General features: G+C 53.0%; 13 protein-coding genes. 3 read left to right on the forward strand and 10 right to left on the reverse strand.

What is annotated here, in order from left to right:
• Positions 1-185 precede the first annotated feature (185 nt).
• From artM to FDX19_RS07405, 5 genes are all read right to left on the reverse strand, one after another.
• On the reverse strand, positions 186-854 hold the full coding sequence (gene artM, locus FDX19_RS07385) for an arginine ABC transporter permease ArtM (protein WP_137382221.1): 669 nt from the start codon (positions 852-854) through the stop codon (positions 186-188).
• Positions 854-1,570 carry an arginine ABC transporter permease ArtQ gene (gene artQ, locus FDX19_RS07390; RefSeq protein ID WP_040231854.1) on the reverse strand — a complete coding sequence of 239 codons (717 nt, stop codon included), beginning with the start codon at positions 1,568-1,570 and terminating at the stop codon, positions 854-856. Before artQ ends, artM begins: the two co-directional genes overlap by 1 nt.
• Positions 1,571-1,576: 6 nt before the next feature.
• Complete coding sequence (gene artI, locus FDX19_RS07395) at positions 1,577-2,308, reverse strand: arginine ABC transporter substrate-binding protein ArtI (protein WP_003027298.1); 732 nt, start codon at positions 2,306-2,308, stop codon at positions 1,577-1,579.
• A 16-nt stretch (positions 2,309-2,324) separates the two neighbouring features.
• The gene (gene artP / locus FDX19_RS07400) at positions 2,325-3,053 is read right to left on the reverse strand and encodes an arginine ABC transporter ATP-binding protein ArtP (RefSeq protein WP_137382222.1); all 729 of its coding nucleotides are present in this window, start codon (positions 3,051-3,053) and stop codon (positions 2,325-2,327) included.
• Between the two features lie 226 nt (positions 3,054-3,279).
• Positions 3,280-3,795: a lipoprotein gene (locus tag FDX19_RS07405; RefSeq protein WP_137382223.1), complete on the reverse strand. Its 516-nt coding sequence runs from the start codon at positions 3,793-3,795 to the stop codon at positions 3,280-3,282.
• Positions 3,796-3,921: 126 nt separating this feature from the next.
• On the opposite strand from FDX19_RS07405, the gene FDX19_RS07410 reads away from it, so the two are divergent.
• Positions 3,922-4,245: a heavy metal-binding domain-containing protein gene (locus tag FDX19_RS07410; RefSeq protein ID WP_001160726.1), complete on the forward strand. Its 324-nt coding sequence runs from the start codon at positions 3,922-3,924 to the stop codon at positions 4,243-4,245.
• Positions 4,242-5,072: an N-acetylmuramoyl-L-alanine amidase gene (locus FDX19_RS07415; RefSeq protein ID WP_137382224.1), complete on the forward strand. Its 831-nt coding sequence runs from the start codon at positions 4,242-4,244 to the stop codon at positions 5,070-5,072. Before FDX19_RS07410 ends, FDX19_RS07415 begins: the two co-directional genes overlap by 4 nt.
• Here the strand turns inward: FDX19_RS07415 and FDX19_RS07420 are convergent.
• The 4 genes from FDX19_RS07420 to poxB all read right to left on the reverse strand — a co-directional run bounded on the left by FDX19_RS07420 (position 5,069) and on the right by poxB (position 10,496).
• On the reverse strand, positions 5,069-6,082 hold the full coding sequence (locus tag FDX19_RS07420; protein WP_137382225.1) for an NAD(P)-dependent oxidoreductase: 1,014 nt from the start codon (positions 6,080-6,082) through the stop codon (positions 5,069-5,071). The genes FDX19_RS07415 and FDX19_RS07420 overlap by 4 nt on opposite strands.
• Positions 6,083-6,179: 97 nt before the next feature.
• Positions 6,180-7,610, reverse strand: a complete 1,431-nt coding sequence (locus FDX19_RS07425) for an SDR family oxidoreductase (RefSeq protein WP_137382226.1) — start codon at positions 7,608-7,610, stop codon at positions 6,180-6,182.
• Between the two features lie 10 nt (positions 7,611-7,620).
• Positions 7,621-8,622, reverse strand: coding sequence for a low-specificity L-threonine aldolase (gene ltaE / locus FDX19_RS07430; RefSeq protein WP_137382227.1), 1,002 nt, complete (start codon positions 8,620-8,622; stop codon positions 7,621-7,623).
• Between the two features lie 155 nt (positions 8,623-8,777).
• On the reverse strand, positions 8,778-10,496 hold the full coding sequence (poxB, locus tag FDX19_RS07435) for a ubiquinone-dependent pyruvate dehydrogenase (protein WP_137382228.1): 1,719 nt from the start codon (positions 10,494-10,496) through the stop codon (positions 8,778-8,780).
• A 153-nt stretch (positions 10,497-10,649) separates the two neighbouring features.
• Here poxB and FDX19_RS07440 point away from each other — a divergent pair, with 153 nt between their 5' ends.
• Positions 10,650-11,084: a DoxX family protein gene (locus tag FDX19_RS07440; protein WP_040231860.1), complete on the forward strand. Its 435-nt coding sequence runs from the start codon at positions 10,650-10,652 to the stop codon at positions 11,082-11,084.
• An 87-nt stretch (positions 11,085-11,171) separates the two neighbouring features.
• Here the strand turns inward: FDX19_RS07440 and hcr are convergent, their stop codons facing one another.
• Positions 11,172-12,140, reverse strand: coding sequence for an NADH oxidoreductase (hcr, locus tag FDX19_RS07445; RefSeq protein WP_137382229.1), 969 nt, complete (start codon positions 12,138-12,140; stop codon positions 11,172-11,174).
• Positions 12,141-12,142 lie beyond the last annotated feature (2 nt).

The raw sequence follows: 12,142 nt of genomic DNA on the forward strand, positions 1-12,142 counted from the left end.
TTCACAATGCCATTTAATGAATTTATATGCAATAAAAATGATTAAATATTTTTTGTGATATAAAAAAAGACGGACAATTTAGAATGTTGTCCGTCTTTATGTTTTTGCATTATGCACACTTGTTGGATGGCGGTGCTGGCAGCTTATCCGGCCGACATCGGCGCATAAACCGTCGCGCCATCGACTTAATTCCGGTGTTCAAACGCCAGAGCTTTACGTTCGATCAGGCGCATCATCAACGTCAGCAAGCCATTGACGATCAGGTAAATCACGCCAGCGGCACCAAAGACCATGACGTCATAGGTACGGCCGTACAGCAGTTGGCTGTAGCCCATGACTTCCATCAGTGTGATGGTGTACGCCAGAGAGGTACTTTTAAAGACCAGTACCACTTCGTTGGAATACGAGGAGAGGGCGCGTTTAAAGGCATACGGCAGCAGAATGGCCAGCGTATCCTTTTTGCTCATCCCCAGCGCACCACAGGACTGCCACTGGCCTTCCGGGATTGCTCGAATCGCACCGTAAAACAGTTGCGTGGTATAGGCCGCACTGTTTAACGACAGCGCAATTAACGCGCACAACCACGGTTCAGAGAGTAGATGCCACAGTACCGGATATTCTTGCAATGCCGGAAACTGCCCTGGTCCGTAGTAGATCAGGAAGATTTGCACCAGCAGCGGTGTACCGGTAAACAGCGTGATATAAGCGCGAACCAGCCAAACCAGCACCGGCGTTTTCAGTGTCAGGATAACAGTGAAAACCAACGCCAGAACCAGTGCCACCACAATCGAGGCGACCGTCAGCGTCAGGCTGGTGTGCAGCCCTTTCAGTAGTTCAGGTAAATACTCAAGCATTAGCCTGGTCTCCGCTCAAAACGTGTCGCGCGCAGGTCAATGCGTTTGAGAATGTACTGACTCACCAGCGTAATCACCAGGTAAATAGCCGCCGCGACGATGTACCAGGTAAAGGGTTCCTGAGTACGGGTCGCAATGCTTTTGGTTTGTAGCATCAGATCGTTCACGCTGATGAGGCTAACCAGCGCGGTATCTTTCAGCAACACCAGCCACTGGTTTCCCAGACCCGGCAGAGCATGGCGCCACATTTGCGGCATCACCAGGCGAAAGAAAATCGCGGTTTTAGATAAACCCAGCGCCTGGCCTGATTCCCATTGTCCAAGCGGAACCGCTTTCAACGCACCGCGCAGCGTTTGTGAGGCATAGGCTGCGTAAAGCAATGACAGCGCAATCACACCGCACAGGAACGGGCTGACGTCGAAGTTTTCAATCTGCATCTGAACGGGGATTTGCACGAACCCGAGATTGATCGTAAAGCCATCGGCCAGCGTCAGCAGCAGTTGAGAGGAACCGAAATAGATAAACAGAACGACCAGAATTTCTGGTAACCCGCGCAGAATAGTGACCAGCGCTGAACCTGCCCATGCCACTGGACGCCATTTTACAGACTCCCAGACGGCAAAGAACATGGCGAGCGCAAGGCCAATAATCAGCGCACAAACGGCAAGGCCGACGGTCATCCCGGCGGCGCTTGCTAAAGGAAAAAATTCATTCATCAAATATTACTTCTGGAACCATTTGTTGTAGATGGTTTCGTAAGTCCCATCTTTCTTCACTTTTTCCAGCGCAGCGTTAAATTTCTGCTGCAGCTCGGTATTACCCTGACGCACCGCGATGCCCAGACCGGTACCGAAGTAATCTTTATCCGTCACTTTATCGCCAACCGCGGCGAGCTTAGGATTATCTTTCAGCCACTCGGTCACCACTGCGGTATCGCCAAATACGCCGTCAATACGACCGTTTTGCAGATCGAGTTTGGCATTCTGGTAGCTGTCATACGGCACGGTAGTCACTTCCGGATGTTTATCCATGATGAATTTCTGGTGCGTGGTACCGTTTTGTACGCCGACTTTTTTGCCTTTCAGCTGGTCGATGCTGGTGTATTTACCCTGCTGGCCGACAAACAGTGCCGAGTTGTCGTAGTAAGGCGTCGTGAACAGGACCTGCTTTTCACGTTCTGGGGTGATGTCCATACCGGCCATTACCGCGTCAAAGCGGCGGAACTTCAGGCTGGGGATCAGGCTGTCGAAGGCCTGATTGGTAAACGTACAGGTGGCGTCAATCTCTTTACACAGCGCATTCGCCAAATCAACGTCAAAGCCCACGATCTTGTTATTAGCATCGATGGATTCAAACGGAGGATAGGACGCTTCGGTAGCGAAACGAATGGTTTGGGCTGCGGTAGCGGAAAGACTAAAACCTGCGATTAGCGCGGCAATCAGAACTTTTTTCATTGTATTGTCCCGAATCTTAGTGAGAAAGATAGTTTTTAAACGCTTCGGTTTGCGGGTTGGCAAAGCAGCTCGCATCCCCAAACTCGACGATATGACCGTTTTCCATATACACCACACGACTGGCTGTTTTACGGGCAACTTCCACTTCGTGGGTGACGATCACCTGAGTAATTTTGGTTTCCGCCAGCTCACGAATGATGCTGACGATTTGGGCCGTGATTTCCGGGTCAAGCGCTGCGGTAGGTTCGTCAAACAGCAGCACCTGCGGTTCCATCATCAACGCACGGGCAATCGCCACACGCTGCTGTTGGCCACCGGACAAATGCAGTGGATAGCGATCGCTGTAAGGCTTCAGGCGCAGACGCTCAAGCAGTTTTTCAGCACGCGCCAGTGCTTGTTCTTTCGTCAGACCAAGTACGCGGCAGGGCGCTTCAATCAGGTTTTGCTGTACCGTCAGGTGCGGCCAAAGATTGTATTGCTGGAAGACCATGCCCACGTTTTGACGCAGCTCACGAATGGCTTTATCGGACGGGGTTTTCGTGAAGTCGAAACGGTTACCCGCAATAGAGAGCGTGCCCGAGCGCGGCATCTCAAGCAGATTGAGTACACGCAGTAGCGAGCTTTTCCCGGCTCCACTTGGGCCAAGTAACACCAGTGTTTCACCCTGAGGGCAATCCAGCGTGATATCGAACAGCGCCTGATGTGCGCCGTAGAAGCAGTTAATGCCGTTTAATTGAATACTCATTGACACTCGTATACTGGCAGTCTGATAGCTATTGAAGCCGCAGATACTACCTTTGACAGAATAGTTATGCAATATTTATGCGTTAAAAGTTAAATGCAAACCGCATTCTTATCTAAACATAGCACAAAATAGCGGGGCCACCAGTGGGCAAGAATAATTGTCGGCATTCTATGCAGAATGCCAGACAATTTATGGGGGTTATGATTCAGGTGGGTGAATGGGGCGGTTAGCGGTTTTCGACAGACTGGCGCAGCGTCCCGGCTGGCGCGTGTACGCTGCCACCCAGATAACGCACATCATCGACCACCCAGCACTGGCCTTCACGGATCATCAGCACTTCATCGCGCCAGCTCTGATTGCCTTGTTTGAGTTCGACGCGCAGCGGAATATTGCGTGCATCACTATTCGGAATGGTTGATGCGCTGGCGACGCTGGCGCTGTCCGGTAACGTGGCGCGACTGGAGAACGGATCGCTGTTAAACAGTTCGCGATGCGCGTTATCACGGCTGGCATCGTTCAGCAGTTTCGCCAGGTTGTCGCTTAAGTACGGGCGTAGGGCGGTGATGTCATTGTTACGATGCTGAATGCGGTAATCATAGAATTGCTGGGCCACGCTGTCTGGCCCGCCTTCTACGCATGAACCGCTACGCGTGCCGTTATCTTTATAGACCGGCGTCACGGTAGTACAGGCGCTGAGAAGAAGTGCACAGGGGACCAGCAGAGAGAGTTTCGAGTAGCGCATAATGATTTCCTTATTAGCTTTCTACGATTAGTGTTCTACGTTGATAGAATATATCCTTTCAATGATAGTGGATCGGTTCGATAATGCTTTTGAGATCGTGCTCTTAGCGCAACAAGGAGATTAACCATGCAGTTTTCGACTACCCCTACGCTTGAAGGGCAGAGCATCGTGGAATACTGCGGTGTGGTAACCGGCGAAGCTATTTTAGGCGCAAATATCTTCCGCGATTTCTTTGCGGGTATCCGTGATATCGTCGGTGGGCGCTCCGGCGCGTATGAAAAAGAATTACGTAAAGCGCGGGAAATAGCCTTCCAGGAACTCGGCGAACAAGCCAAAGCATTGGGCGCTGATGCGGTTGTCGGTATCGATATTGATTACGAGACCGTCGGGAAAGATAGCAGTATGCTGATGGTCAGCGTCAGCGGTACCGCGGTAAAAACTCGCCGATGAAGCGTCTGCTGTGGCTGCTGGCGTTCGCGCTGCTGTTGGCCGGGTGTGCCGGCGAGAAAGGGATTATCGATAAAGACGGATATCAGTTAGATACCCGCCGTCAGGCTCAGGCGGCCTATCCCCGCATTAAGGTGTTGGTTATTCATTACACCGCAGATGATTTTGATTCATCACTGGCTACGCTGACGGATAAAAACGTCAGCTCACATTATTTGATCCCGGCAGTACCGCCGTTGTATCACGGCAAGCCACGTATCTGGCAACTGGTCCCGGAAAAAGATTTAGCCTGGCATGCGGGGATTAGCTTCTGGCGTGGCGCCACACGCATCAATGACACATCAATTGGTATTGAGCTGGAAAATCGCGGCTGGCAAAAGTCGGCGGGAACAAAATATTTCACCCCGTTTGAAGCAACACAGATCCAGGCGCTGATCCCGCTGGCAAAGGATATTATTGCCCGTTACGACATCAAGCCACAAAACGTCGTGGCTCATGCGGATATCGCGCCACAGCGTAAAGACGATCCCGGTCCCCTGTTTCCGTGGCGTGAACTGGCAGCACAGGGCATTGGCGCGTGGCCGGATACGCAGCGCGTCATGTTTTATCTCGCCGGACGTGCGCCTCATACGCCGGTAGACACCGTCTCGTTGCTCGATGTGTTGTCGCGCTATGGCTACGACGTTAAACCTGAAATGACGCAACGTGAACAACAGCGGGTGATTATGGCGTTCCAGATGCACTTCCGCCCGGCGTTGTGGAACGGCGTGGCGGATGCTGAAACCCAGGCGATTGCCGAGGCGTTACTGGAGAAATACGGGCAGGGTTAGCGCGGTAGCTTGCCGTGGTCGCGTAACCAGGCCGCGGTACGTTCAATCCCTTCGTCCAGCGTGACTACGGGTTGATAGCCTAACTCTTCCTGAGCGCGCGTTGTATCCAGCGTAAAATCAAAATTAAGCTTCGACACACCGTAATGCGTGAGCTTGGGTTCTTTAGCCGATTTATTACCAAGACGTTCCATGCTGCGGGCGATCATGTCCAGCATCGGATAAGGAACCGAACGAATACGGCAATCAATATTCAGCTCATCAATGAGCTTCTGCACGATGCTGCGCAGGGTGCGATGCTCGCCGTTGGTGATGTTATAGGCACGACCTGACGGCAGTTTATCGCAGGTTGTCTGGCTTGCCAGCCACATCGCATGCACCGCGTTCTCGTAATAGGTCATATCTACCAGCGCACTTCCGCCGTGCGGCAACAGAATGCTGCCGTAGTGATGCATCATATGCGCCAGACGAGGGATAAACACTTTATCATGAGGGCCGAACAGGCTTTGCGGACGCAAGACCGTAAAACGGGTCTGCGGGTTGGCCTGAGCTAACAGTGCAATAACCTCTTCACCAGCGGCTTTGCTACGGGCGAATTCGTTGGCGAAGCGATGTGGGCGGAAGTCCTCTTTGATATCACGATGGTGGTGATAGTCAAAATACAGTGAGGGAGAGGAGATATGAATAAAGTTACGCACGCCCCAGGCAACGGCCCACTCGCCCAGACGACGGGTAGCGCGGACGTTGGCCAGGTCGAAGGCTTCCTGCGTGCCCCACGGTGAGGTGAAACTGGAGCAGTGCCATAGTGTGTCGATACCTGCGAGCATCACTTTTGCCTGCGAAGAGACCAGCTCGGTCAGATCCGCATGGACAAATTCTGCCCCCATTTTTTCCAGCAGCTTACCCATCGCTTCGTTGCGACCGGTGGCCCTGACGCTGATGCCTTTTCTGCACAAAAACTCAACCGCGTTTCGGCCCAAGCCGCTGGTGGCTCCGGTAACCAGTACCTTCATATCAATCCACTGTGTTTAAAAAACGTCGTGCGCATTCTTCCGTGAAATACGCTCGTATGCAATGGGAAACATGAAAGAATACAGTCTCTTTTTATCATTAGTTTGTGATTTGTTCTGCAAGTTTGGCAATACGCTTCGCCATCCCTCTGAAAATGAACAAGTGCGCCGGGATCATCAACAGCCAATAGAAGAGACCGGGCATCCCGTGCGGGTGCCACCATGCCCGGACATCAATGCGTCGGTGATCGCCTTTTTCTTCCAGCGTAAAGCTCAGACGACCGAGACCAGGTGCCTTCATCCCAAACAGCAGCGTGAGCTGCTTTTCCGGTTCAACGATGATGACTTTCCAGCTATCAACGGTATCACCCACCTGCAACAATGGATGTTGGGGCCGACCTTTTGCCAGCTTGTGACCCACCAGCAGGTCCAGCGCCGCACGTGTCTTCCACAACATGTTGCCAAAGAAATAACCTTCTTTACCCCCGAGGCGGTTCACGACCTGCCACAACGCTTTCCGGCTGGCGGAAGTCTCCACGCTAAAACCGGCTTGTTTGGCAAAATACCCATATTCAGGACGCCAGCGTGCAAAAGCCTGAGCGTCATACCCCCAGTCGCTGGAGTTAACCAGTTTTTCCTCTTCTTTCAGCGTACTGCGAACCGCGTCGTCGAAGGCAATCAGCGGTTGTGGGATCAGCATCCGTAGTTCGGTGTCATCAGCCAACAGATCGTGCTTAAGCCCCTGGATTAGCGCTTTCGCCGTCGTCGGCGGAACCGAAGTAATGACATTTAAAAACCAGACGGAGATCCAGCGGGTCGGAAAGGGGATAGGGACCAACAGCCGATGCTTACCGCTGACGGTCATAAAGTGCTCAAACTGCTCCTGGTAGCTTAATACCTGCGGGCCTGCTGCTTCGAGTACGCGGTGTGTGCTTGCCGGATGGTCCAACAACGCCACCAGGTAATACATCAGGTTTTCCAGCGCGATAGGCGTGGTGCGAGAACGTACCCAGCGTGGCGGGGTTAACACGGGGAGGTTATAGACCATGTCGCGCATGACTTCAAACGCAGCGGAACCTGCGCCAACGATAATGCCTGCACGTAGCTCAGTCACCGGTACACCGGATTCGCGTAGCGTATCTGCGGTGATCTGGCGCGCACGTAGGTGATCGGACTGCTCATGTCTGGGAGCCTGCAATGAGCTCAGGAAGATCAGTTGTTTGACCGGGGTCGTACGCAGCGCATCGCGCACGTTTTCTGCGACCAGGCGCTCATGGGCAATAAAGTCGCCCCCTTCGCCCATGCCATGAACCAGATAGTAAACGGTATCAATACCCGCCAGCAGCGGCGGCAAAGTATCCGGTACATTTAAATCGATCTTATGACAGTTAACATTGGCCAGTTGCTGCTTTTCCAGTCGCTCAATGCGACGTGCCGCAGCCAGCACCTGATGCCCTTGCTGGCTGAGCGCCTGAACCAGATGCTGACCAATGTAGCCACTGGCGCCAAGAACTAAAATCTGTTGCGGCACGCCTGACTCCTTAGCGGGTTAAAAAAGCACGCCAGTGGGCGACGACTTCAGCAAGTTGCGCACGTGACACGTCCAGATGCATCACCAGACGCACAATCGGGGAGGCGTTAATCAGCACGCCATGCGCCTTCATATACTCGCCCAGTGCTGCGGCATGTTCCTCGCCAACACGGATAAACAGCATGTTGGTGTCGTGACGCATGACGTCGGCTCCCGCTTCACGCAACTGTTCTGCCATCCAGGCCGCGTTGTCGTGGTCGTCCTGTAAGCGCGCGACGTTATTTTTCAGCGCATACAGTCCGGCTGCCGCCAGAATCCCGGCCTGACGCATTCCGCCGCCGGTCATTTTACGCCAGCGAATCGCGCGTTTGATGTAGTCATGACTGCCGACCAGCAGTGAGCCCACCGGCGTTCCCAGACCTTTGGAAAGACAAATGGTGAACGAGTCGCAGTATTGAGTAACGTCTTTTAACGCACAGCCGTAGGCGACGATGGCGTTAAAAATACGTGCACCATCAACGTGCAGGGCAAGGTTTCGCTCACGGGTAAATTCCCAGGCCTCCTTCAGGTACTCACGTGGCAACACTTTACCGTTGTGGGTGTTTTCCAGACTGAGCAGGCGCGTGCGGGCAAAATGGATATCATCCACTTTGATTTTTGCTGCCACTTTATCCAGTGGCAGAGAACCGTCTGGCGCAGCATCAATAGGCTGGGGTTGAATACTCCCGAGCACTGCGGCGCCGCCAGCTTCATACAAATAGTTATGAGCACCCTGACCGGCGATATACTCTTCGCCGCGCTGACAATGGCTGAGTAACGCAACCAGATTAGCCTGAGTGCCGGTAGGCAGGAAAATAGCCGCTTCTTTACCAGAAAGTTCAGCGGCGTATTGCTGAAGGGCGTTAACGGTAGGGTCATCTCCGTAAACGTCGTCCCCGACCGGGGCTGCCATCATTTCTTCCAGCATGGCGCGACTGGGGCGGGTGACGGTATCACTGCGTAAATCAATCATGGTGTCTCCTTATTACACTTCATCCTTCACGCTGCCTCGGCGTTGGCCGCACCCTTAAACCCCAGTCACATAGTAAACCTATGCTCCTGGGGATTTTCGGGCTAGCCGCCTTGATGCGTCATGAATGATTTTGTGTGTGATTTAATAAGGATGTTTTACCTGAGCCAGTTCGTTTTCGCCAGTTCGATCACTTCATCACCGCGTCCACTGATGATCGCGCGCAGCATATACAGGCTAAATCCCTTCGCTTGTTCGAGTTTTATTTGTGGTGGAATGGCGAGCTCTTCTTTCGCCACAACGACATCGACCAGCACCGGACCATCGATTGACATGGCGCGTTGCAAGGCCTCATCGACCTCAGCGGATTTCTCTACGCGGATGCCGGTAATACCACAGGCTTCGGCGATACGTGCGAAGTTGGTGTCGTGTAGTTCCGTTCCGTCGGTCAAATAACCACCCGCCTTCATCTCCATCGCCACAAATCCCAGTACGCTGTTGTTAAACACGATTATCTTCACCGGGAGCTTCATTTGCATAACCGAGAGGAAATCGCCCATTAACATGCTGAAGCCACCATCGCCGCACATCGCGACGACCTGACGGCCTGGTTCAGTCGCCTGCGCACCGAGCGCTTGTGGCATGGCGTTTGCCATTGAACCGTGGTTAAACGATCCTAGCAGGCGGCGTTTACCGTTCATTTTCAGATAGCGTGCGGCCCACACCGTTGGCGTACCAACGTCGCAAGTGAAGATGGCGTCGTCCGCGGCAAAGTGGCTGATTTGTTGTGCCAGATATTGTGGGTGAATGGCTTTATCGCTGGGCTTGGCTAAATCATCCAGCCCTTTGCGTGCATCGCGATAGTGCTCCAGCGCTTGGTCCAAAAACTGTCGATCGGTTTTTTCTTCTAGCTGTGGAAGCAGGGCGCGAAGCGTGGATTTGATATCGCCCACCAGCGCCATATCCACTTTGCTGTGTGCGCCAATGCTCGCCGGGTTGATATCAATCTGGATAATTTTGGCATCGGTAGGGTAGAACGGACGATAAGGGAACTGGGTGCCGAGTAAGATCAGCGTGTCGGCATTCATCATGGTATGGAACCCGGAAGAAAAGCCGATTAATCCGGTCATGCCGACGTCGTAAGGGTTGTCGTATTCAACGTGCTCTTTACCACGCAGGGCGTGAACAATCGGGGCTTTTATTTTAGCGGCAAATTCGACCAGCTCTTTATGTGCCCCGGCACAACCGCTGCCGCACATCAGGGCAATATTGCGGGAATAACGCAGCAGTTGCGCCAGCTTTTTAATTTCTTCTTCTGCTGGCGTAACTATTGGCAGCGGTGCGTGATACCAGTGCGTACTGGCGCTTTCCGGCGCGGGTTTTAGCGCGACGTCGCCAGGTAAGACGACAACCGAGACACCGCGGTTTAATACGGCTTTTCGCATTGCAATCGCCAGTACCTGGGGGATCTGCTCGGGACTGGAAACCAGCTCGCAATAATGGCTACATTCGCGGAACAACTCCTGCGGGTGGGTCTCCTGAAAATAACCACTGCCTATCTCACTGGAAGGAATATGTGCAGCAATTGCCAGCACCGGGACATGGTTGCGGTGGCAATCAAACAGGCCATTAATCAGGTGCAGGTTTCCCGGTCCGCATGAACCGGCACAGACAGCCAGCTCACCGGTCAGTTGGGCTTCTGCGCCTGCGGCAAAAGCGGCAACCTCTTCATGGCGGGTTGGCATCCAGTCAATCGTTCCCATACGATTCAGACTATCACTGAGGCCATTCAGTGAGTCGCCCGTCACACCCCAAATACGTTTAACGCCAGCTTGTTCAAGGGTTTTAGCAATAAAAGCGGCAACCGTTTGTTTCATGGTTTTCCATCTCCTTTAATGTGATACCGGTTACAAGTTTAGATGAAGATAATAGTTATGCTTCTCATTACCCCCTTATTTTCGGCAGCTTACATTTCACGAAGATAAAGCGTAGCTTGGCAGAAGAAATGGTAAAACAAGGAATGAATTCAAATGGTTACAAAACTATTAAATGCAGTTAACCGGACGCTGACGCACGAAGATTTTGGCAAGTTTTTGTTACGCCTCGCTGTTGGGGGGCTGATGCTGTTCCATGGGCTGCATAAACTGTTTGCGGGTATTGATGGCATCAGTGGCATGCTGATAGCCAAAGGGTTCCCCGGCTTTATTGCATACGGTGTTTTGCTGGGGGAGGTTGTTGCGCCTTGCCTGATTATTCTAGGGATACTGACACGCCCGGCGGCATTAGGGCTGGCGTTTACAATGATTGTGGCGTGGCTGATGGTCGGGATGGGAGAAACCTGGTCTCTGGACAAAACCGGCGCCTGGGCGATTGAGAGTCTGGTGTACTTTTTTGTTGGCGCGATGGCGGTGGCGTTTTTGGGCGCAGGAAAATATGCTCTGGGCGGTAATTCAGCCTGGCGGTGATAAATGACCGGATGAAGGTATTAATACTTCGTCCGGCCTACAACGGTTCTTGTAGGCCGGATAAGTATGCCATCCGGCAATGACTATTTACGCAAGTACCAGATCGCCCTGCGGATGACAGGAACACGCCAGAACGTAACCTTCCGCAATTTCCGCATCGGTCAGCGTCATGGTGCTGCTGACCGTGTAGTTACCATCAACTACTTTGGTTTTGCAGCAACCGCACGCGCCTGCGCGACAGGCGGCAACGACCGGAACCTTATTGCTTTCCAGTGCTTCCAGTAGCGTCGTGCCAACCGGCGCATAGAACTCTTGTGCAGGTTGCAGCTTGGTGAACTTCAGGCCGCTGGTTGCCGCTTCGGCCACCGGAGTGAAGAACTGCTCTTTAAAGAAGCGTGTTACGCCAAGCGCTTTCACTTCTTTTTCGACCAGATCCATATACGGGGCCGGGCCACAGGTCATCACGGTTCGTGAGGTCAGATCCGGGACGCTCTTCAGCAGTTCGGTGGTCAGTCGGCCGGAAACAAAACCCTGAGTGGCATTGTTTTCAGCGACTAATGTCACCGGATACTCACGCCATTCATCGGCAAAGATGACATCTTCTGGCGAGCGAACGTTGAAAATCACCTGCACGTCGGCTTGTGGACGGTACTTCGCCAACCAGCGACGCATCGACATGATTGGCGTTACGCCACAGCCGGCAGCCAGCATCAGGAACTTGTCTTCCGCTTTATCTTCACAGGTAAATTCACCCATGGCATCGGACAGCCAGATGTAGTCGCCGCGCTTCACGTCGCGGGTTAACCACTGAGAACCTGCACCGTCGTCAATGCGGCGGATGGTCAGCGTGATGTACTCGCTTACGCCCGGCGTTGAAGAGATGGTGTAAGCACGCAGCGTATCCGCTGAGTTACGTACGCTGACCAGTGCATACTGCCCGGCACGATAGGGATAATAGTCGTGGCATAGCAACGAAATTGTCCACACATCCGGCGTTTCCTGATGGATGTGATGAACCTGCATCCGCCACGGGCACTGATGGGTTGGCATTGTCATTC

The sequence above is a fragment of the Citrobacter sp. wls619 genome, assembly GCF_005281345.1.
In the GTDB taxonomy this organism is placed as follows: domain Bacteria; phylum Pseudomonadota; class Gammaproteobacteria; order Enterobacterales; family Enterobacteriaceae; genus Citrobacter.

Bases quoted from the DNA above. Each gene is read 5' to 3' on its own strand.
- FDX19_RS07415 (WP_137382224.1), top strand. From the start codon at position 4,242: ATGAAGCGTCTGCTGTGGCTGCTGGCGTTCGCGCTGCTGTTGGCCGGG.
- FDX19_RS07410 (WP_001160726.1), top strand. From the start codon at position 3,922: ATGCAGTTTTCGACTACCCCTACGCTTGAAGGGCAGAGCATCGTGGAA.
- artQ (WP_040231854.1), bottom strand. From the start codon at position 1,570: ATGAATGAATTTTTTCCTTTAGCAAGCGCCGCCGGGATGACCGTCGGC.
- FDX19_RS07420 (WP_137382225.1), bottom strand. From the start codon at position 6,082: ATGAAGGTACTGGTTACCGGAGCCACCAGCGGCTTGGGCCGAAACGCG.
- artI (WP_003027298.1), bottom strand. From the start codon at position 2,308: ATGAAAAAAGTTCTGATTGCCGCGCTAATCGCAGGTTTTAGTCTTTCC.
- ltaE (WP_137382227.1), bottom strand. From the start codon at position 8,622: ATGATTGATTTACGCAGTGATACCGTCACCCGCCCCAGTCGCGCCATG.
- poxB (WP_137382228.1), bottom strand. From the start codon at position 10,496: ATGAAACAAACGGTTGCCGCTTTTATTGCTAAAACCCTTGAACAAGCT.
- hcr (WP_137382229.1), bottom strand. From the start codon at position 12,140: ATGACAATGCCAACCCATCAGTGCCCGTGGCGGATGCAGGTTCATCAC.
- artP (WP_137382222.1), bottom strand. From the start codon at position 3,053: ATGAGTATTCAATTAAACGGCATTAACTGCTTCTACGGCGCACATCAG.
- artM (WP_137382221.1), bottom strand. From the start codon at position 854: ATGCTTGAGTATTTACCTGAACTACTGAAAGGGCTGCACACCAGCCTG.
- FDX19_RS07405 (WP_137382223.1), bottom strand. From the start codon at position 3,795: ATGCGCTACTCGAAACTCTCTCTGCTGGTCCCCTGTGCACTTCTTCTC.
- FDX19_RS07440 (WP_040231860.1), top strand. From the start codon at position 10,650: ATGGTTACAAAACTATTAAATGCAGTTAACCGGACGCTGACGCACGAA.